The 19,996-nt window shown below is 69.3% G+C and carries 15 protein-coding genes; 6 read left to right on the top strand and 9 right to left on the bottom strand.

From position 1 onward, the window contains the following. Window positions 1-13: 13 nt before the first annotated feature. The 3 genes from ileS to AC3RCE_RS19270 all read left to right on the top strand — a co-directional run bounded on the left by ileS (window position 14) and on the right by AC3RCE_RS19270 (window position 5,477). Window positions 14-2,887: an isoleucine--tRNA ligase gene (ileS, locus tag AC3RCE_RS19260; RefSeq protein WP_492253713.1), complete on the top strand. Its 2,874-nt coding sequence runs from the start codon at window positions 14-16 to the stop codon at window positions 2,885-2,887. Beyond that, window positions 2,887-3,414 carry a signal peptidase II gene (lspA, locus tag AC3RCE_RS19265; protein WP_218295834.1) on the top strand — a complete coding sequence of 176 codons (528 nt, stop codon included), beginning with the start codon at window positions 2,887-2,889 and terminating at the stop codon, window positions 3,412-3,414. The genes ileS and lspA overlap by 1 nt, the downstream gene beginning before the upstream one ends. 407 nt (window positions 3,415-3,821) lie before the next feature. Beyond that, the gene (locus AC3RCE_RS19270) at window positions 3,822-5,477 is read left to right on the top strand and encodes a Na/Pi cotransporter family protein (RefSeq protein WP_218295750.1); all 1,656 of its coding nucleotides are present in this window, start codon (window positions 3,822-3,824) and stop codon (window positions 5,475-5,477) included. A gap of 69 nt (window positions 5,478-5,546) precedes the next feature. On the opposite strand, the gene AC3RCE_RS19275 is transcribed toward AC3RCE_RS19270, so the two are convergent. Then, window positions 5,547-6,380 carry an NUDIX hydrolase gene (locus AC3RCE_RS19275; protein ID WP_369643101.1) on the bottom strand — a complete coding sequence of 278 codons (834 nt, stop codon included), beginning with the start codon at window positions 6,378-6,380 and terminating at the stop codon, window positions 5,547-5,549. Next, window positions 6,377-7,360: a quinone oxidoreductase family protein gene (locus tag AC3RCE_RS19280; protein ID WP_218340003.1), complete on the bottom strand. Its 984-nt coding sequence runs from the start codon at window positions 7,358-7,360 to the stop codon at window positions 6,377-6,379. The genes AC3RCE_RS19275 and AC3RCE_RS19280 overlap by 4 nt, the downstream gene beginning before the upstream one ends. Before the next feature lie 214 nt (window positions 7,361-7,574). On the opposite strand from AC3RCE_RS19280, the gene AC3RCE_RS19285 reads away from it, so the two are divergent. Then, window positions 7,575-8,474: a DMT family transporter gene (locus AC3RCE_RS19285; protein WP_218295753.1), complete on the top strand. Its 900-nt coding sequence runs from the start codon at window positions 7,575-7,577 to the stop codon at window positions 8,472-8,474. A 16-nt stretch (window positions 8,475-8,490) separates the two neighbouring features. Here the strand turns inward: AC3RCE_RS19285 and AC3RCE_RS19290 are convergent, their stop codons facing one another. From AC3RCE_RS19290 to AC3RCE_RS19305, 4 genes are all read right to left on the bottom strand, one after another. After that, window positions 8,491-9,084 carry a hypothetical protein gene (locus AC3RCE_RS19290; RefSeq protein ID WP_492253714.1) on the bottom strand — a complete coding sequence of 198 codons (594 nt, stop codon included), beginning with the start codon at window positions 9,082-9,084 and terminating at the stop codon, window positions 8,491-8,493. Between the two features lie 70 nt (window positions 9,085-9,154). Then, window positions 9,155-11,857, bottom strand: coding sequence for a bifunctional diguanylate cyclase/phosphodiesterase (locus tag AC3RCE_RS19295; protein WP_492253715.1), 2,703 nt, complete (start codon window positions 11,855-11,857; stop codon window positions 9,155-9,157). Beyond that, complete coding sequence (locus AC3RCE_RS19300; RefSeq protein WP_492253716.1) at window positions 11,854-12,960, bottom strand: TRAP transporter substrate-binding protein; 1,107 nt, start codon at window positions 12,958-12,960, stop codon at window positions 11,854-11,856. The genes AC3RCE_RS19295 and AC3RCE_RS19300 overlap by 4 nt, the downstream gene beginning before the upstream one ends. 405 nt (window positions 12,961-13,365) lie before the next feature. After that, complete coding sequence (locus AC3RCE_RS19305) at window positions 13,366-14,196, bottom strand: SDR family oxidoreductase (RefSeq protein WP_492253717.1); 831 nt, start codon at window positions 14,194-14,196, stop codon at window positions 13,366-13,368. A 68-nt stretch (window positions 14,197-14,264) separates the two neighbouring features. On the opposite strand from AC3RCE_RS19305, the gene AC3RCE_RS19310 reads away from it, so the two are divergent. Beyond that, entirely contained in the window at window positions 14,265-14,876 is a 612-nt protein-coding gene (locus AC3RCE_RS19310; RefSeq protein ID WP_218295756.1) for an SH3 domain-containing protein, read from the top strand. Between the two features lie 11 nt (window positions 14,877-14,887). Continuing rightward, window positions 14,888-15,934, top strand: coding sequence for a M48 family metalloprotease (locus AC3RCE_RS19315; protein ID WP_492253718.1), 1,047 nt, complete (start codon window positions 14,888-14,890; stop codon window positions 15,932-15,934). Window positions 15,935-16,085: 151 nt separating this feature from the next. Here the strand turns inward: AC3RCE_RS19315 and AC3RCE_RS19320 are convergent, their stop codons facing one another. The 3 genes from AC3RCE_RS19320 to AC3RCE_RS19330 are packed head-to-tail and all read right to left on the bottom strand — an operon-like array spanning window position 16,086 to window position 19,965. Then, complete coding sequence (locus AC3RCE_RS19320; RefSeq protein ID WP_218295758.1) at window positions 16,086-17,033, bottom strand: DMT family transporter; 948 nt, start codon at window positions 17,031-17,033, stop codon at window positions 16,086-16,088. Continuing rightward, on the bottom strand, window positions 17,033-18,655 hold the full coding sequence (locus AC3RCE_RS19325; RefSeq protein WP_218339996.1) for a gamma-glutamyltransferase family protein: 1,623 nt from the start codon (window positions 18,653-18,655) through the stop codon (window positions 17,033-17,035). Before AC3RCE_RS19325 ends, AC3RCE_RS19320 begins: the two co-directional genes overlap by 1 nt. Window positions 18,656-18,708: 53 nt before the next feature. Further along, window positions 18,709-19,965: a DUF3422 family protein gene (locus tag AC3RCE_RS19330; RefSeq protein ID WP_492255412.1), complete on the bottom strand. Its 1,257-nt coding sequence runs from the start codon at window positions 19,963-19,965 to the stop codon at window positions 18,709-18,711. Window positions 19,966-19,996 lie beyond the last annotated feature (31 nt).

Consider the following 19,996-nt stretch of genomic DNA (forward strand, 5'->3'; position numbering starts at 1 on the left):
TTAAGGCTCCCTCATGTCCGACAACGCCAGTACCACCGAATCCACCGCCACGGACTACCGCAGCACCCTGAACCTGCCCGACACCCCCTTCCCCATGCGCGGCGACCTGCCCAAGCGCGAGCCGGGCTGGGTGAAGGAATGGGAAGACAAGGGCCTGTACAAGCGCCTGCGCGACGCACGCTGCGGCGCGCCCAAGTTCATCCTGCACGACGGCCCGCCCTACGCCAACGGCCAGATCCACATGGGCCACGCGGTCAACAAGATTCTCAAGGACATGATCACCAAGGCGCGCCAGCTCGAGGGCTTCGACGCGCTGTACGTGCCCGGCTGGGACTGCCACGGCCTGCCGATCGAGAACGCCATCGAGAAGAAACACGGCCGCAACCTGAGCCGCGACGACATGCAGGCCAAGAGCCGTGCGTTTGCCACCGAGCAGATCGCGCAGCAGATGGTGGACTTCAAGCGCCTGGGTGTGCTGGGCGAATGGGACAACCCCTACAAGACCATGAACCCCGCCAACGAGGCGGGCGAAATCCGCGCGTTCAAGCGTGTGATGGAGCGTGGTTTCGTGTACCGGGGCCTCAAGCCCGTGTACTGGTGTTTTGACTGCGGTTCGTCGCTGGCCGAGTTCGAGATCGAATACCAGGACAAGAAGAGCACCACGCTGGACGTGGCGTTCAAGGCGCACGAGCCCGCCAGGCTGGCGGCCGCCTTCGGCCTGCCCGCGCTGGCGAAGGACGCCTTCGTGGTGATCTGGACCACCACCTCTTGGACCATCCCCGCCAACCAGGCGCTGAACCTGAACCCCGAGATCAGCTATGCGCTGGTGGACACCGGCGAACGCATCCTGCTGGTGGCCGAGCCGCTGGTGGCCTCGTGCCTGGAGCGCTATGGCCTCACGGGCAGCGTGCTGGCCACCACCCTGGGCAAGAACCTGGGTGGGCTGGAGTTCGAGCACCCGCTGTACGACGTGAAGAGCGAAGACGGCAGCCAAGGCTACCAGCGCCTGTCCCCCGTGTACCTGGCCGACTACGCCACGGCCGACGACGGCACCGGTATCGTGCATTCCTCGCCCGCCTACGGGCTGGAGGATTTCAACTCCTGCGTGTCCCACGGCCTGGCGCTGGACGACATCCTGAACCCCGTGCAGGGCAACGGTACCTATGCGCCGGACTTCCCGCTGTTCGGCGGCCAGCACATCTGGAAGGCCGTGCCCGTCATCATCGAAGCACTGCGCGATGCCGGCCGCCTGATGGCCACCAAGGAGATCACGCACAGCTACCCGCACTGCTGGCGCCACAAGACGCCGGTGATCTACCGCGCGGCCGCGCAATGGTTCATCCGCATGGACGAAGGCGAAGGCGTCTTCACCCAGCCCGGCATGAAGCCCGCCAAGACGCTGCGCCAGATCGCGCTGGACGCCATCGAGCACACCAGCTTCTACCCCGAGAACGGCAAGACCCGCCTGCACGACATGATCGCCGGGCGGCCCGACTGGTGCATCTCGCGCCAGCGCAGCTGGGGTGTGCCCATCCCGTTCTTCCTGCACAAGGATTCGGGCGAACTGCACCCGCGCACCATGGAAATCATGGACCAGGCGGCCGACATCGTGGAAAAGGGCGGCATCGAGGCCTGGAGCCGCGTGACGCCCGAGGAAATCCTGGGCGCCGAGGACGCGGCCTGCTACACCAAGAGCACCGACATCCTGGAGGTGTGGTTCGACTCGGGCTCCACGTTCAGCCATGTGCTGCGCGGCACGCACCCCGACGTGCACCACGACACGGGCCCCGAGGCCGACCTGTACCTGGAAGGCCACGACCAGCACCGCGGCTGGTTCCACAGCTCCCTGCTCTTGGCATCGGCGCTGGAAGGCCGCGCGCCCTACCGGGGCCTGCTGACCCACGGCTTCACCGTGGACAGCCAGGGCCGCAAGATGAGCAAGTCGCTGGGCAACGGCATCGATCCGCAGGAGATCAACAAGAAGCTGGGCGCCGAGATCATCCGCCTGTGGGTGGCCGCCAGCGACTATTCGGGCGACATCGCGGGGGACGAAAAGATCCTGGCCCGCGTGGTGGATGCCTACCGCCGCATCCGCAACACGCTGCGCTTCCTGCTGGCCAACGTGAGCGACTTCGACCCGGCCAAGGACACCGTGCCGTTCGACCAGATGCTGGAGATCGACCGTTACGCGCTCACCCGCGCGGCCGAATTCCAGGCGGGCGTGCTGGCGCACTACAAGGTGTATGAGTTCCACCCCGTGGTCGCCAAGCTGCAGCTGTACTGCTCGGAAGACCTGGGCGGGTTCTACCTGGACGTGCTCAAGGACCGCCTGTACACCACCGCGCCCAAAAGCCTGGCGCGCCGCAGCGCGCAGACCGCGCTCTACCAGATCACGCATGCCATGCTGCGCTGGATGGCGCCGTTTCTGTCCTTCACGGCCGAAGAGGCCTGGAAGGTGTTCGGCCAGTCCGACTCCATCTTCGTGGAAACCTATGGCTCCATCGCCGGGGCCGACGAGGGCCTGCTGGCCAAGTGGGGGCGCCTGCGCGAGATCCGCGATGCGGTGAACAAGGAGATCGAGGCGCTGCGCGCCGCCGGCCAGGTGGGCTCTTCGCTGCAGGCCGTGGTCACCCTCACGGCCGCGCCCGAAGACCATGCGCTGCTGGCCAGCCTGGGCGACGACCTGAAGTTCATCTTCATCACCTCTGCTATTGAATTGGTAGCTGGCAGCGCACTGCAGATCAGCGTCAAGCCCAGTTCCGATGCCAAATGCGAGCGCTGCTGGCACTACCGCCCCGACGTGGGGCAGGATGCCGCGCACCCCACCATCTGCGGCCGCTGCACCAGCAACCTCTACGGGGACGGCGAAAGCCGGGCGCACGCGTGATGGCGCGCGGCGCGGCACTGGCGGGGCGCTCCGGCGCGGGCATGTGGCCCTGGCTGGCCTGGGCCGTGGTGCTTCTGGTGGCCGACCAGATCACCAAGACCTGGATCATCCAGAACTACCAGCTGGGCGATGCCACGTTCATCACCAGCTTCTTCAACATCGTGCGGGCGCACAACACCGGCGCGGCGTTCTCCTTCCTGCGCGATGCGGGCGGATGGCAGCGCTGGCTGTTCACCGGCATCGGCGTGGCCGCCACGATCTTCATCGTGTGGCAACTGCGCGCGCACCCGGGCCAGAAGCTGTTCAGCTTCGCGCTGTCCAGCATCCTGGGGGGCGCGGTGGGCAACGTGGTGGACCGGCTGATGCACGGCTACGTCGTGGACTTCCTGGATTTCCACTGGAATTTCCTCGCCGGGATCTTCCACGGCGGCCATTTCCCGGCCTTCAACCTGGCGGACACGGCCATCAGCGTGGGGGCCGCCTGCCTGATCCTGGACGAGCTGCTCAGAGCGCGGCGCGCGCGTTGAAGCAACACCCCCGCCCCCTGCACCCAGGCCCGCCGCGCGCGGGCCTTTTGCCAGGCGAAAGGCGGGGAGCGGATTCACCGGCAGGGGCCTGCCCCACCTGTGTAGTGCCCGTGCGGCAGGCGCCACACGCCGTGCCCCGCCCGGCAAAACCCGGACTGCTATCCATGCTATGGAATCGGGAGTATGCTTATATGTCAGTTTTGTGACAAATGACGGAGGGGTGCCTTGCCCGCGCCCGCCCCGCCCCGGAAGCCGCGCCGCCCGGCACCGCAGACCCGTCTGCCCTGGCCTCCGGGCACAAAAGTGAACACGCCACCCTGGCCAGGGGCGCATGATGTGCCCTGCGTCCGCCGTGGGCCAGGCGCCGCGTTTGCGCACGTCACAAGAAGAAGAAACAACGGTTTTCCATGAAGCATCTCTTGAATCTCCTGGCAGCGGTGTCGCTGCTGATCTGGGGCACCCACCTGGTGCGCACCGGCATCCTGCGCGTATTCGGCGCCAACCTGCGCCAGCTGATCGCGCACAGCGTCAGCAACCGGTTCACGGCCGTGCTGTCGGGCATCGGGGTGACCGCCGTGGTGCAGTCGAGCACCGCCACGGCGCTGATCGTGTCGTCCTTCGTGGGCCAGGGCCTGGTGGGCCTGCCCGCCGCGCTGGCCGTGATGCTGGGCGCCGACGTGGGCACCAGCGTGATGGCCGTGGTGTTCTCCATGGACCTGTCCTGGCTCTCGCCGCTGTTCATCTTCGCGGGGGTGGTGCTGTTCATCTCGCGCAAGGACACGGCGGCCGGCCGCGTGGGCCGGGTGCTGATCGGCCTGGGCCTGATGCTGCTGGCGCTGCGCCTGATCACCGAGTCCACCACCGTGCTGACCCAGTCGCCCACCGTGCGCACGCTGCTCTCCGCGCTCACCAGCGACCTGCTGCTCGAGATTTTCACGGGCTCGGTGCTCGCCATCGTGGCCTATTCCAGCCTGGCCACGGTGCTGCTCACCGCGGCCCTGGCGGGCTCGGGCGGCATCCCGCCCGACGTGGCGCTGGGCCTGGTGCTGGGCGCCAACCTGGGCAGCGGCGTGCTGGCGGTGCTGACCACGCTCAAGGCCGACGTGCAGACGCGGCAGGTGCCGCTGGGCAACCTGATCTTCAAGATCATCGGCGTGGTCATCATGACGCCGCTCACGGGGCTGTGGCTGCAGCACGTGCGGCCCTACGTGCCGGAAATCGCGACGCTGGTGGTGCTGTTCCATCTGGCGTTCAACATGGTGGTGGGCATCATCTGCATCGGCCTGACCGGCACGGTGGCCCGCGCGGTGCAGCGCCTGCTGCCGCAGGAGAAGACCCAGGCCGCGGCGGGCACGCGCCCCCAGCACCTGGACCCTTCCGCCCTGGCCACGCCCTCGCTGGCCATCTCCTGCGCCGCGCGCGAGGCCCTGCACCAGGCCGACGTGGTCGAGTCCATGCTGCTGGGCCTGCACAAGGTGATCCGCACGGACGACCTCAAGCTCGCGCAAGACCTGCGCAAGCTCGACGACGAGGTGGACGGCCTGTACTCGGCCATCAAGTACTACATGACCAAGATCTCGCGCGAGGCGCTGGATGAGCGCGAGGGCCGCCGCTGGGCCGACATCATCAGCTTCACGATCAACATGGAGCAGATCGGCGACATCATCGAGCGCGTGCTGATCGACATCGAGGACAAGAAGATCAAGAAGGGCCGCCAGTTCTCCGAGGCCGGCATGGAAGAGATCAACGAGCTGCACGCGCGCCTGATCGACAACCTGCGCCTGGCGATGAGCGTGTTCCTCAACGGCAGCGTGCGCGATGCGCAGAAGCTGCTGGAGGAGAAGGCCCGCTTCCGCGACCTGGAGCACGCGTATTCGGCCACCCACCTGGCGCGCCTGTCCGACAACACGGTGCAAAGCATCGAGACCAGCTCGCTGCACATCGACCTGATCAGCGAGCTCAAGCGCATCAACTCGCTGCTGTGCTCGGTGGCCTACCCGATCCTGGAGTCGGCGGGCGCGCTGGCGCCCAGCCGCCTGAGGGCCATGGTGGACCAGGCCTGAGGCGGCGGCTTGCGCCCACGGCGGCCCGCCGCCCTGGCGCAGGGGGCAGCGGCCGCAAGGGCCGCCGCGTCAGGCGCCCAGAAAGCCCGCGATCACCAGTCCGGCTTCCAGGGTGAACGCCCCTTGCGCCACCTGTTCGCGCAGGCTGTCGAGGGAAAGCAGATCGAACCGCTCGACCTCCCCGTCCTGGTTGCAGGGCTCCAGGCCGTCGGGCACCTGGGCGCGGAACCAGTCGATGCGCTCCACCATGAAGCCCACGCCCCCGCCCTCGCGGCTGGGCCGGCTGAACAGCACGTGGCCGCCGTGCGCCACGCCTGCCAGGGCTTCGATGCGCAGCCCGGCCTCCTCCCAGGTCTCGCGCGCCAGCGCCTGCGGCAGGGTGTCGGCGGCCGCCACCATGCCGCCCATCAGCGTATCCCACAGGCCCGGGTTGTTGGGCTTGGTCAGCGCCCGCTTTTGCACCCACATGCGGCCGTCCGGGGCCAGCCCCACCAGGTGCACGGCCCGCGTGGCGATGCCCAGCACGCGCACGGCGCCGCGCTCCACGGTGGCCACCACGTCGCCCTGCGGATTGCACACGGCCAGTTGCTCATTGCGCCAGGGGCCGCACCGGCCGGCGCCCCGCAGCACCGCCGCCAGGGCGTTGAGCGCCTCGGTGGCCCCTCCCGGGGGCGATTGCAGGTGCCAGGCGGGTGCCCCCTGATGCTCTGTTTTTGATAGCTCGTAGCGCTTGTCGATGGCGCGCGAGGCACCAATCTGCTCCAAGAACCCTTCGGCCACCGAGCCCACCACCTGCCCGGCCGCCAGCAAGGCTTGGCGGGACTGGGCGGCGGGCTGCCGCGCGGCCTGCCGGGCGCCCGCCAGCCAGTGCCCGAACGGCGTGCTGCCGTGCGCCGCGCTCACAGCGTGAGGATGGTGGAGCCGGTGGTCTTGCGCGCCTCGAGGTCGCGGTGCGCCTGCTGCACCTGCGCGAGCGGGTAGCGCTGGTCGATGTGAATCACGACCTGCCCGCTGGCCACCACGCTGAACAGATCGTCCGCCATGGCCTGCGTGCTCTCGCGCGTGGCGATGTGGGTGAACAGTGTCTGGCGCGTGACGTACAGCGAGCCCTTGGCGCCCAGCGCGCCCGGAGCGAACGGCGGCACGGGGCCCGATGCATTCCCAAAGCTGGCCATGAGGCCAAAGGGGCGCAGGCAGTCGAGGGACTTGTCCCACGTGTCCTTGCCCACCGAGTCGTACACCACCTTCACGCCCTGGCCGGCGGTGATCCCTTTCACGCGGGCCGCGAAGTCCTCGGTGTTGTAGTTGATCGCATGGGCCGCGCCATTGGCCAGCGCGAGCTGGCACTTGGCGTCCGAGCCCGCCGTGGCGATGAGGGAGAGCCCGAGCGCCCTGGCCCACTGCGTGGCGATCAGTCCCACCCCGCCGGCGGCGGCGTGGAACAGCACGTGGTCGCCGGCCTGCAGGCCTTGCACGGGCAGCGTCTTCTTGAGCAGGTACTGCGCGGTCAGGCCCTTGAGCATCATGGCCGCGCCGGTTTCGAAGCTGATCGCATCGGGCAGCCGGCACACGCACCTGGCGGGCATCACGCGCTGCTCGCAGTAGCTGCCGGGCGGCTGGCTCGCGTAGGCCGCGCGGTCGCCCACCTTCAGGTGCGTGACACCTTCGCCCACGGCCTCGACCACACCGGCGGCCTCCATGCCGATGCCCGCGGGCATGCCGAGCGGGTACAGGCCCGTGCGGTGGTACACGTCGATGAAATTCAGGCCGATGGCGTGGTGGCGGATGCGGATCTCGCCGGGGCCGGGCTCGCCCACGGCGACGTCAACGATGTGGAGTTCTTCGGGACCACCGTGCTGGCGGATCTGGACGGCAAGGCTCATGGCTAACGCTCCTGTAACGGTGAGACAAACGGCGGCCATCCTGCCACGAATCCCGCGAGCCTGCCGCAGGCCGGGCTACTTGCCGGCGGGCACCGCCACGCCGCGAGGAGAAGGCCCTGGGCGATGGCGGGTGGGCGTGTGGACGGCCGCGCCGCCCTGGGGCCTTGTGGCCGCGCGCAGCGGGGCGGCACGCGCGCCGTTACAGTCCAGCCCCATGACACAAAAACTCACGCCCGGCACGGCGGCGTTGCTGGTGGTACCGCCGATGCTCTGGGCCGGCAATGCCGTGGTGGGGCGGCTGGTGCACGATCTGATCCCGCCCCTCACCCTCAATTTCATCCGCTGGGTGCTGGCCTTCGGCATCCTGCTGCCCCTCGCGCACGGTGTGCTGCGCAAGGACAGCCCGCTGTGGCCGCACTGGCGCCGCTACGCGCTGCTGGGGCTGCTGGGCATAGGGCTGTACAACGCGTTCCAGTACATGGCCCTGCAGACCTCCACGCCCATCAACGTGACCCTGGTGGGCTCCAGCATGCCGGTGTGGATGCTGGGCGTGGGCGCGCTGTTCTTCGGCGCGGGCGTCACGCGGCGGCAGCTGCTGGGGGCGCTGCTGTCGATCTGCGGCGTGCTGCTCGTGCTCAGCCGTGGCGAATGGGCGCAGCTGATGGCCTTCCGGCTCGTGCCGGGCGACCTGTTCATGCTCCTTGCCACGATTTCATGGGCGTTCTACAGCTGGCTGCTGTCGCGCACCACCGAGCCCACCCGCATCCGCGGCGACTGGGCAGCGTTCCTGATGGCGCAGATGGTGTTCGGGCTCGCATGGTCGGGCAGTTTCGCCGGGGCGGAATGGGCCTCGGGCCGCTCGCACGTCGCATGGGGCTGGCCGCTGGCGGCCGCGCTGGCATTCATCGCGGTGGGGCCCGCGGTGCTGGCCTACCGCTTCTGGGGCGTGGGCGTGCAGCGCGCCGGGCCCGCCGTGGCGGGCTTCTTCGTGAACCTGACGCCCCTGTTCGCCGGCATCCTGTCGGCCGCGTTCCTGGGGGAGACGCCCCAGCTCTTTCATGGCATCGCGTTCGCGCTGATCGTGGGCGGGATCGTGGTGTCCTCTCGCCGATAGCGCCGCTGCGGCGGCTCTACTCCTGCACCCGCAAGGTGCCGGCAGAGGACCCAAAACCCGGTTCTTGCACCGGGAAGTCCGCCACGGTGGCGTTGTAGTTCACGCCCACCATGTGGCCGTTCAGGTCCGTGAGGTACATGAGGTTGCGGACGTCGGTATCGGCGGCCGGCGCGGTGCTGTCCATGCGCACCCAGGCACGCCCGCCAATGGTGACCAGCGAGGCGTCGCGCATCACCAGGCCCGGGGTGAGCCTGGGCAAGGTTGTTTCCATGGCGGACATGAACGCGGGCAAGGCATCGGGCGTGAGCGGTTTTTGCGCCATGCGCGACCAGGTCACGGCCACGGTGCTGCTGCGCCGGGCGTTGCCCCAGGCGGCCAGCGGCCTGCGCCCGTGCCGGCCGAACTTGGTCTGCAGCTCCTCGTCGGTGAGCGCGGTGTAGCCCGCCGGCGCCTGCAGCCGCAGCGTCCCGCTGGGGGTCTGGACGGCGACGGGCTCGGCGGCGGCCAGGGTGCAAGCAGCGGCTGCGGCACATGCCAGGGTGGCCCATGCAGCCAGGCGCCCGCGCGCCGTGGCGCTGGCGGCGGGGCGGGTGTGCGGAGAAGGGTGCATATCGGACCTCGCCATCAGCACAATGGAAAGAGCGAACGGAAGGAACACCATGCGGCCGGCGACTGGCGGCTCAGTCCGCCGCGCCGCCGGCGGCCGGGGGCGTGGTGGCGGCCTGGGCGGCCTGGGTGGCGTTCTGCAGCAGGACTTCCAGGTCGGCCACGGGCCCGGGCATCCCGAGCAGGTAGCCCTGGAAGAGCTGGCAGCCATAGTCCGCCAGCAAGGTCTTCTGCGCCGGGGTTTCCACGCCTTCGGCGATCACGTCGAGCTCCAGGTTGCGGGCCATGCCGATGATGGTCTGCACGATCACGTCGTCGGTGTGCCGCACGCCCAGGTTGTGCACGAAGGACTGGTCGATCTTGAGCTGGTCCAGAGGCAGGCGCGTGAGGTAGGCGAGCGACGAGTAGCCCGTGCCGAAATCGTCCACGGAGAAGCGCACGCCCTTGGTCTTGAGCAGGCCCATCTTGGCGACGGTGTCGTCCACGTTGTCCAGCACCAGCGACTCGGTGAGTTCCAGCTTGAGCAGGTGGGGCCGCGCGCCGGTTTCCCGCAGCACCTCGACGACGCGGGCCACGAAATCGCGCTGGCGGAACTGGCGGGCGCTCACGTTGACCGACAGCTGCACGTGCCGGTAGCGGGCATCGTTCTGCCACGCCGCCAGCTGCTCGCAGGCGGTGCGCAGCACCCAGTGGCCCATCGGCACGATGAGTTCGCTTTCTTCCGCCACGCCAATGAAATCGCCCGGGGCGATCAGCCCGCGGTCGGGATGGATCCAGCGGATGAGCGCCTCGGCGCCCACGATGCGGCCATCCAGGTGGAACTGGGGCTGGTAGTGCAGCACGAACTGCCGCGCCGTCAGCGCCGCCTGCAGGTCCCCTTCGAGCTGGGCGCGCACGCTGATGGCGATCTGCATCTGCGGATCGAAGAAGCACAGCGCGTTGCGCCCCTGCGACTTGACCTGGTACATGGCGATGTCGGCCTGCTTGAGCAGATCGACCGAGGGCTGCAGCGCCCCTCCCATCAGCGTGGCGCCGATGCTGGGCGTGCTGTGGTGGGTGTGCCCCCCCAGCGAGTACGGCGCGTTGAGCGTGCGCAGGATTTTTTCGCCCACGCGCCGGGCATGGGCAGCCGCCTCCTCGCTGTGCTGCGACAGCTCGTGCAGCATGACGACGAACTCGTCCCCGCCCAGGCGCGCCACGGTGTCCTCCCGCCGCACACAGGTCTTGAGCCGCTCGGCGACCTGGCGCAGCAGCAGGTCGCCCACTTCGTGGCCCAGGGTGTCGTTCAGGGTCTTGAAGTGGTCGAGGTCCAGGAAGAGCAGCGCGCCGTACTGCCCGCTGCGCAGGCTGGCCGCGATGACCTGCTGCATGCGGTCCATGAGCAGCCGGCGGTTGGGCAGGTTGGTGAGCGGGTCGTAGAAGGCCAGGCTTTCGATCTCGGCACTGGCCCGGCGCAGGGCGGTCACATCGTGGTACGTGATGACCAGCCCCCCTTCGGGCGTGGGCCGTTCGGTGATCTGGATCGTGCGGCCATTGGGCAGCACCTGTTCATGGGGCTCCTGGTGCTGCTTTTGCTTGAGCAGGCGCAGCTCCACCCAGCGCATGCGCTCGTCCTCGCTGGCGCGCGGCAGGTGGTGGCGGGAGGTTTCCTCCATCACGCGCCGGAACGGCACCGTCGGCGCGATCACGCTGCGCAGCCACGGAAATATCTCCTCGAACCGGCTGTTCCACTGCACCACGCGGTACTCGCCGTCGAGCAGCAAGAAGCCGCTCACCATCGACTCCAGCGCCTGGTCCAGCGTGGCCTTGGACTGCGCGATCGCGATGCGCGCCTGGGAGATGCGGTCCAGGTAGCGCAGCGCCAGATTGCCGGCCGCTGCGATCATGGCGACGAACAGCAGCCCCGTGAGCGCGATGGCGTTGCGCTGCTCGCGCCAGCCCGCCAGCGCATCGCGCAGCGGGATGCTCGCGGAAATGCGCAGGTCCTGGTACAGGATGGGCCGGTAGACCACCAGCGCGGGCTCCCCGCTGAGGCGGGCCGGCGCCTTCCATTCCTGGCCCTTTTCCGCGAGTTCGTGGAGCGGCGGACTGAGCGTGGGCGTGATGGATTCCTCGCGGTTGGGCACGCTCAGCAGCAGCAGCCCTCCCGCGCGCTCCAGCGTGACCTGCAGGCCGCTGATGTCCACCCCCTGCACCAGCACCGAACTGAGCGCGCCGACGGGCACCTCCGCCACCGCGACCACGCGGGCGCTGTCGGCCATGCGCAGGTGGCGAGCGAAGTACAGCACGCGCTCGGACGTGGCGAAGCTCACCACCGGCGGGCTGATCATGAGGGTGGAGACGGGCTGCTCCAGCACCGTCGCCAGGAAACCGGGCGGCAACTGCACGGGCAGCGCGCTGCCGGCGGCGTCGGAGGACGCCATCGACTTGCCGTTGGCGTCCAGCAGGGCCACGTAGCGCACCATCAGGTTCTGCCGCGCCGAGCTGCGCAGCCGCTGGCTGGCCAGCTCGGGATCGATCCAGTCGCGCATGGCGCCGGACAGCCCGAGCAGTTCATCCATGCTGGCCAGCAGCACATCCACCGCTAGCAGGGACCGGTTGAGCGCCGCCTCGGCGCCCGCCACGAAGCGCGTGGCCTGGGCTTCGTTGTCGTCCAGCGCCACCTTGCGGGCGTTCCATGCCAGCGCGGCGGAGACCAGCACCACCGCCGCCATGAACACCGCCGCCCCGGCCCATACGAAGGCCTTGATCCGCAGCGGGGTGTTGGACTCACTCATTTCGCGGGGGCCGCCGCCAAGCCGCGGACGGGGCCGATCGTCTGGTTCCACACCTGGGCGCAACGCACCCCGCAGCGCTGCACCCAGCGCGGCAGCACGGTGGAGGCGAGGATCTCGTGCCGGTTGCGCTCGTCCTGCGACGACACCGGCACCACCACCATGCTGCCCTTGCGGCCCCCCACGCAGGCAGGGGCGCCACGGTTGCAGGCCATGCCATCGGAGGTCTCGCGCTCGGACTCTTCCCAGATGGCGGCCTCCAGCCTGGGCAGCTCGCGCCGCAGCAGCGCACGCAGGTCGGGCGGCAGCGCCTCCCAGGCGGCCTGGTTGGCGCCGAAGATGGCCAGCCCCCAGGTCACGGGCAGCGCATGCATGTGCGAGGTGATCGCGGGCAGGCCCAGGGTGTTGCCCGACATGGTGCCGGTGATCGCGCATTCCGTGTTGCCCGCGGTGAGGCTGGGCACGATCTGCGCGAAACCGGTGAGCACCGGCACGCCGCCCAGCGCCCCGACGAAATCGGCCTGCGTGGAGGAGGACACCCGGGTGCGGCGCCCCGCCAGGTCGGCCAGCGCGCGCAGCGGCTTCTTGCAGAACACCACCTGGGCGGGGTACACGTACACCGCCAGGGCCTCCACGCCATGCTGGTCGCGCAGGACCTTCTCCAGGTAGGGCCGGAATGCCGCCAGCGTGGACTTGAGCGTGGCGATGTCGGGATTGAGGCCGGCCAGGTCGGGCGCGGTGTACTCGGGGTACTGGGCCGTGAATGAGCTCATGAGCGTCGTGCCGAAAGGCACCACGCCCAGCTGCAGCAGGCGCAGCATCTCGGCGCCGGGCACGCCGGCCCGGTCAAAGGGCACGATCTCGGCGTCGAACCGTCCGCCGCTCATGCGCAGCAGCTCCTTCGTCCAGAACGGCTCCTCCTGGCGGGTGTACTGGTTGATGCCCGCCAGGCCGCCCACGATGCGCAACTTGTAGGGCGCTGCGGCGGCCGTCGCCGGGGGCGCGGCCGTCTGGCTCATGGCCTGGGGCAGGCCGCCCAGCGCCGCGCATGCCGCGCACAGCAGCACCGCGGCGCGGCGGCGAAGGCGAAACCTCAGAGCGGGCATGGGCTGCATGGGGGGTTCTGGTACTGCAGCCCGCACGCGGAGCGAGGCCATGAACGGAGCGCCTTCGCGCCCTGGGCGCGGCGAAACCCACAGCGGTATCGGCGGATACCGCATGGATTCGCAACGCTGCCCGGGAGGGGAGTGCGCAGTGTCATGTTCCGGTGCTTTCGGGTTGGAGGACTGGGGGCCCCATTCTTCACCAAGTTTTTCCACCCGGAGGAAAAGCTGTCGGCAAAATGCCACGAGGTACCACCGCAGAACCTGCCGCGCGCACAAGAACCCACCGCCCGCGGGTGGCCGGAAAGCACCCCGCGCCGCCTCCCCAGCACGCAGCCCGGGCGCGCCAGCAGCGTTTTCGACGCGCAGGCTCAGGCAGGCGCCTGCGCCGCCGCCCGGATCAGAAGGTCAGAAAGTGCCCGGGTAGGCGCCGCCGTCCGCCAGCACGTTCTGCCCCGTCATGTAGCCCGCCTGCTGGCTGCACAAGAACGCGCAGATGGCTCCGAACTCCTGGGCCGTGCCGTAGCGCCCGGCCGGAATCTGCGCCTGCTGGGCGCTGCGCACGTCGTCCACGCTCTTGCCGGCCTTGCTGGCGGCCGCGTTCACGGTGGCGGCGAGCCGGTCGGTGTCGAACTTGCCGGGCAGCAGGTTGTTGATGGTCACGCCGCGCGCGGCGATCTTGCTGCGCGAGACGCCGGCCACGAAGCCGGTGAGCCCGCTGCGCGCGCCGTTGGACAGGCCCAGGATGTCGATGGGCGCCTTCACGGCGCTGGAAGTAATATTGACGACGCGGCCAAAGCCCCGTGCGGCCATGCCGTCCACCGTGGCCTTGATCAGTTCGATGGGCGTGAGCATGTTGGCGTCCACGGCCTTGATCCATGCGTCCCGGTCCCACTCGCGGAAGTCGCCCGTGGGGGGGCCGCCGGCATTGGTCACCACGATGTCGAAGTCACGCCCTGGCCCGCCGGCCACGGAGAACACGGCCTCCCGTCCGGCGGCGGTGGTGATGTCGGCGGCCACGGCCAGCACCCGTGGCTTTGGCTGATTCTGCCCGCCAGCGCTAGAACACTGTGCGGCTTCAGCTATCAATTGAGTAGCAGCCTGATCGAGGGCGTCCGCATTGCGGGCGTTGATGACCACATTGACGCCCTCGCGCACCAGGGCCAGTGCACAGCCATAGCCCAGGCCCTTGCTCGCGCCGCACACCAGCGCCCATTTGCCTGCGATACCCAAATCCATAACAATCTCCGGTTCTGACGGCTGCACCCTGCGGCCTTTGAAAACCATCATACGTGGAGAGTTGCAAGATGAACTGGCTGCACCGCGGAGCCCTTGCCGCCTGGCTGGCATTGGCCGCATTGGCGCCCCTGGGCGCGCAAGCGCAGGAGTCCGCCGTGGTCAAGCGCGCCACGCAACTGCGCGACACCCCCGCCGACACTGGCGCGAGCGTGGCGCCCCTGGAGGCCAACACCGTGGTCACCCGCAGCAACGAGCGCAAGGGCCCCTGGACCCGGGTGAGCACGCCGCAGGGCGCGACGGGCTGGGTGCACATGTTCGACCTGGGTCCGCAGTCGGGCTCGGCCGCACCTTCCAGCAACGCGGCCACGAGCGGCCTGCGGGGCCTGGGCGGTCTGTTCGGCGGCAACAGCGGCCCCACGACCACGGCCACATCCACCGTGGGCATCCGCGGCCTGGGCGCCGAAGACATCGCCAACGCGCAGCCCAACCCGGCCGCCGTCGGCCAGGCGGAGGGCCTGCGGGTGAATGCGGACCAGGCACGCCAGTTCGCGACCACCGCCTCCCTGCAGCCACGCGCCGTGCCGCCACTGGCGGCGCCCCAGCGTCCGTCCTCCAGCGGCAGCCCGGGAGCCACGGGCTCCTCGGCCAATCCTTCCGACCCCAACTTCAGCCCCAACTGAGGAAAGCCGCCATGCGACTGCCCTTTTCCCCTGCCTGCACGCGGCCGCTGGCCGCTGCGTGCGCCGCCCTGGCGCTCACCCTGGTGCCGGTCTGCGGCCATGCCCAGAACGTGATGAACCTGCTCAACTCGCTGGGTGGAGGCACCAGCAGCAGCGGTGGCGGCCTGCTGGGCGCTGTCACCGGCGGCGGCGGCAATGCCGCCCGGGGCGACGACCTCATCAGCCTGCTCACGCGCTCGGTGGAGAGCATCGACGAGCCGAAAGAGATTGAAATCGGCCGCCAGCTCGCCGCCGTGCTGCTGGGCAGCAAACCACTGCACCCGGACATGGCCCTGCAGCGCTATGTGAACAACCTCGGGCGCTGGATCAGCCTGCAGTCCGAGCGCCCCCAGCTTCCCTGGACCTTCGTCGTGCTGGACGATCCCGGGTACAACGCATTCGCCGCGCCGGGGGGCTACGTGTTCGTGACCAAGGGGCTGATCGACCGCTGCGCGGACGAGGCCGAACTGGCGGGCATCCTCGCCCACGAAATCACGCACGTCACCGCCAGGCACCACCTGCACGCCATGCGCAAGACCGCGCAGTCCGGCATGTTCACGCAGCTGGTGGCGTCGCAGATCAAGACCAACGCCGTGGGGAACCTGGTGGCCTCGCAGTTCCTCGCCCTGGGCCGCAACCTGTATGCGCGCGGCCTGGACCAGGCCGACGAGTACGACGCGGACCGCACCGGCGTGGCCCTGGCCACGCGCGCGGGCTTCGATCCGTATGGGCTGGTGGCGGTGCTGCAGCAGCTGCGCACGGCCGCGCCCGACAACCCCATGTTCACGCTGGCCCTGGCCACCCATCCGCCCGCCCAGGCACGGCTGGAGCAGCTGGAGCTGGCCATGGGCAAGAACCTGGATGGCTTCATGGGCGTGGCGCCCGTCACGGTGGCGCAGCGCCTCAACCCCCAGCCTTCGGCGGCCTCCGGCCCCGCCGCCGCGGCGCCAGGCGCGGTGAATCCGGCGGCGGCGCCTGCCCGCAAGGCCGCGCCGCCCGCGCGGAAAAAGACCTCGTAGCGGAGCGGTGCCCGGGGCGCCCAAAAGGCGTGCCCACGCGGCGGGACAACAAGAAAAAAGGGCAGCGCGCGCTGCCCTTTTTCATGCCCGACAGCGCCCCTCCCCCCGGCCGTATGGCGTGGCATTCGGAGCACCACGGCAAGGACCTTCATCAGGCCTGCTGGCGGCGCGCGAGCTGCGTGAACACGAAAATGCCGGCGATAACCAGCGCCGTGCCCGCGGCCACCCACACCGTGAAGGGTTCGCCCAGGATCCAGACACCCATGAGGATGGTGGACAGCGGCCCCACCATGCCGGTCTGCGCGGTCATGCCGGCGCCCACGCGCTCGATCGCCATCATCACCATGAGCACGGGCGCGGCCGTGCACAGCGTGGCGTTGAGCACCGACAGCCAGATCACCTCGGGCGCCACCACGGCCGCGCTGAAGGGCCGCAGCACCACGAACTGCAGCAGGCAGCACAGGCACGCCACCGTGGTGGCCAGCCCCACCAGCCGCAAGGACCCCAGGCGCCGCACCAGCTCGCCGCTGTAGACCAGGTAGATGGCATAGCTCACCGCGCTCAGGAACACCAGCAGGGTGCCCCAGGCCGCATCGGCGCCCTGCAGGTTGGCCTCGTGGCCGAACACCAGCACCACGCCGCAGTAGCTGATCAGCATGCCCACGGCCTGGCCCCAGTGGATGCCGCGCCGGTACAGCACCCAGCCGAGCATCACCACCAGCGTGGGGTTCAGGTACAGGATGAGGCGCTCCAGGCTGGCGCTGATGTAGGCCAGCCCCGCGAAGTCCAGAAAGCTCGCCAGGTAGTAGCCCGTGAGCCCCAGGCCCAGCACGCCCAGCCAGTCCTTGCGCGACAGGGGCGGCTTGCCCCGGCTGGCCCACCAGGCCATCACGGCGAAGATGGGCAGCGCAAACAGCATGCGGTACATGATGAGCGTGACCGCGTCCACTCCGTAGCGGTACGCGAGCTTGACGATGATGGCCTTGCCGCTGAAGGCGATGGAGCCCAGCAGGGCGAGCAACAGGCCGGTTGCTACATTTTTTCTAGCTGCTAGCGCTTGTACTGATTGGGCTGGAGGCACTTTTTTCTCAAATCTCATCAATAGCCGGCCACCTGGCCATCGCGGCGCGGATCGCTGGCGGCCAGGTAGCCCTGCACCTTGGGGTCGCCCATGCGCCAGATGAACTGGCCGGCACCGAAGTCCTGGTAGGAGTCCTGCAGCACCTCCATCTGGTGCCCCAGGCCGAGCAGCCCCTGCACCGTGGCGGCGGGCATGGCGGCCTCGACGTTGATCGACAGCCCTTCGTTGAAGCGCCAGCGCGGCGCATCACAGGCCGCCTGCGGGTTCTGGCCATAGTCCAGCATGCGCACCAGGGTCTGCAGGTGGCCCTGGGGCTGCATGTTGGCCCCCATCACGCCGTAGCTCATCACGGGCTGGCCGTTCTGTGTCAGGAAGGCGGGGATGATGGTATGAAACGGCCGCTTGCCCGGCGCCACCAGATTGGCGGAATTGGGGCCATCGGGGTCGGTGCTGAACGCCTGGCCCCGGTTCTGCAGACTGATGCCGAACGTGGGCTCCACGCAACCCGAGCCAAAGCCCATGTAGTTGCTCTGGATGAAGCTCACCATCATGCCGTTCTCGTCGGCCGCGGTCAGGTAGATCGTGCCGCCCTTTGCCGGATTGCCCGCCCCGAAATCCTGCGCCTGGTTCATGTCGATCAGTTTGGCACGGGATGCCAGGTACGCGTCATCGAGCATTTGGGCGGGTGTCACCTCCATGGACGATGGCTCGGCCACGTAGCGGTACACATCGGCGAACGCGAGTTTCATCGCCTCGATCTGCAGGTGCTGGGACGCAGTGCCATCCACGGGCAGGCCCGCCAGATCGAACTGGTCGAGGATGCCCAGCGCGATGAGGGCGGCGATGCCCTGCCCGTTGGGCGGAATCTCGTGCAGCGTGTGGCCCCGGTAGTTGCGGGCCATGGGGGTGACCCATTCGGGCCGGTGCGCCGCCAGATCCGCCAGCGCCAGGCTGCCGCCCTGGGCCTGCGAGAAGGCCACCAGCGCCTGGGCGATTTCGCCCGTGTAGAACGCCTGCCCCCGCGTGGCGCCGATGGCGCGCAAGGCACGAGCAGCCGCCGCGAACTGGAACAGCTCACCCACCCGCGGCGCGCGCCCCCAGGGCATGAAGCTCCGCGCAAACCCTGGCTGCGACTGCAGCTCGGGCACGGCGGCGGCCCATTTCTGCTGCACCACCACCGGCACCAGGTAGCCGCGCTCGGCGATCTCGGCGGCGGGCTCCATCAGGTCGGCAAAAGGCAGCTTGCCAAAGCGCTCGGACAGGGCCACCCAGGCGCTGACGGCGCCCGGCACGGTGACGGCATCCATGCCGCGCCGGGGCGGCGTCGCCTGCCCCCTGCCGTAGCGGCTGTGAAAGTACCCGGGCGTCCAGGCGGCGGGCGCGCGGCCCGAGGCGTTGAGCCCCTGCAAGGCCTGCCCGTCCCAGAGGATGCAGAACGCATCGCTGCCCAGGCCATTGCTCACGGGCTCGCAGATCGTCATGGCAGCGGCCGCCGCCACGGCCGCATCGACGGCATTGCCGCCCTGCTGCAGCATGCGCAAGCCCGCCTGGGCAGCCAGCGGGTGGGACGTGGAAACGACATTGCGCGCAAACACCGGCAGGCGGGTGCTGGCATAGGAAGAGGTGTAGCTGAACGGCATCGGGCCATTATCTGCCGCTGCCGGCGGCTGCGCCCCGCCCCCCCTGCGCGGCTTCAATGGCGCTTGCGGAACACCTTGTGGTGCAGCCTTCGCAGAGACCACCAGACGCCCACGGCCACCACCGGAATCGCAATGGCGGCCGTCGTCTCGGGGGAAAGCGGCCAGCCCAGCTTCTGCGCTCCCTTGGCCAGGTAGCTCACCAGGCCAACGATGTAGTACGTGATCGCCGCCACCGAGAGGCCTTCCACCGTGGACTGCATCTGGAGCTGCAGGTCCTGGCGGTGGTTCATGGTGGTCAGCAGCGCCTGGCTGCTTTGCTGCTGCTCGATCTCCACCCGGGTGCGCAGAAGGTTGCTCATGCGCGAGACGCGCTGCGACAGCGCATCCTGCCGGCGGGTCGCCCACTCGCAGGTGCTGCGCGCGGGCGTGAGGCGCCGGTCCATGAACTCGCGGATGGTCTGCATGCCCGCCAGGCGCGATTCGGCGATGTCCTCGATGCGGCGGTCCAGCAGCTCGAAGTAGGCACTGCTGGCCGAGAAACGCGAGTGCGTGGCGGCGTACTGGCTTTCCACCTGCCCGGCCAGCCGGGTCAGGCGGTCCAGCAGCACGGGCTCGGCATCGCGGTTGGCGGTGCGGATGGCGTCGGCCAGCTCGGCCAGCTCACGCTCGGCGAACGCCAGCACGCTGGCCGCCTCGCGCGCCGCGGGCAGGCCCAGCAGGGCCGCCATGCGGTAGGTCTCAATTTCGAGCAGGCGCTGCACCAGCCGCCCCAGGCGGCGCTGCGTCATGCCCCCCGCGAGCAGCACCATGCGCGAGAAACCGTCGGCATGGATGGCGAAGTCGGTGTAGACCTCGCCATGCCCGTCGGCCACGGTGGAGGCCACCAGCGTGTCCTCGTGCAGCACGTGCTTGACCAGCGAGCCCGAGCCAAAGGTGTGCGTGGGCAGCACCCAGAGATTCAGGCTGCACAGGCATTGCCCCGGCAGGGCCGCCAGCCACTCGCGGGGCACGGCATCCACCGCGCTGGAGGGCTCCCGCTCGCCGAAGGCATCCGCCGTCGCGGGCACCATGAAAGTCCAGGAGACGAACTCGGTGTGCAGTTCCCACCGCATGCGGTAGGCGCCCAGGTCCATGCGCAGGTGGGTGGTGTGCGCATCGGGCAGGGCCATGTGGTGGTCGCGCAGGAGGGCGGCGACATGGGCCCGGCTCGCTTCGCGCCCGGCCGCATCGGCCAGCATCACGATGTGCGCGATGGCCAGGGGGGCCGTCATGGCCTCGGGCGGGCGGGCGTGGATTTCGTTGTGCAGCATCGCCCGGTGGGGATGCTGCGGCAGATGGAAT

The sequence above is a fragment of the Acidovorax sp. GW823-FHT05D11 genome (assembly GCF_058795695.1).

Coding starts and splice junctions, on each gene's coding strand:
- ileS (WP_492253713.1), top strand. CDS start 14: ATGTCCGACAACGCCAGTACCACCGAATCCACCGCCACGGACTACCGC.
- lspA (WP_218295834.1), top strand. CDS start 2,887: ATGGCGCGCGGCGCGGCACTGGCGGGGCGCTCCGGCGCGGGCATGTGG.
- AC3RCE_RS19270 (WP_218295750.1), top strand. CDS start 3,822: ATGAAGCATCTCTTGAATCTCCTGGCAGCGGTGTCGCTGCTGATCTGG.
- AC3RCE_RS19280 (WP_218340003.1), bottom strand. CDS start 7,360: ATGAGCCTTGCCGTCCAGATCCGCCAGCACGGTGGTCCCGAAGAACTC.
- AC3RCE_RS19285 (WP_218295753.1), top strand. CDS start 7,575: ATGACACAAAAACTCACGCCCGGCACGGCGGCGTTGCTGGTGGTACCG.
- AC3RCE_RS19290 (WP_492253714.1), bottom strand. CDS start 9,084: ATGCACCCTTCTCCGCACACCCGCCCCGCCGCCAGCGCCACGGCGCGC.
- AC3RCE_RS19295 (WP_492253715.1), bottom strand. CDS start 11,857: ATGAGTGAGTCCAACACCCCGCTGCGGATCAAGGCCTTCGTATGGGCC.
- AC3RCE_RS19300 (WP_492253716.1), bottom strand. CDS start 12,960: ATGCCCGCTCTGAGGTTTCGCCTTCGCCGCCGCGCCGCGGTGCTGCTG.
- AC3RCE_RS19305 (WP_492253717.1), bottom strand. CDS start 14,196: ATGGATTTGGGTATCGCAGGCAAATGGGCGCTGGTGTGCGGCGCGAGC.
- AC3RCE_RS19310 (WP_218295756.1), top strand. CDS start 14,265: ATGAACTGGCTGCACCGCGGAGCCCTTGCCGCCTGGCTGGCATTGGCC.
- AC3RCE_RS19315 (WP_492253718.1), top strand. CDS start 14,888: ATGCGACTGCCCTTTTCCCCTGCCTGCACGCGGCCGCTGGCCGCTGCG.
- AC3RCE_RS19320 (WP_218295758.1), bottom strand. CDS start 17,033: ATGAGATTTGAGAAAAAAGTGCCTCCAGCCCAATCAGTACAAGCGCTA.
- AC3RCE_RS19325 (WP_218339996.1), bottom strand. CDS start 18,655: ATGCCGTTCAGCTACACCTCTTCCTATGCCAGCACCCGCCTGCCGGTG.
- AC3RCE_RS19330 (WP_492255412.1), bottom strand. CDS start 19,965: ATGCTGCACAACGAAATCCACGCCCGCCCGCCCGAGGCCATGACGGCC.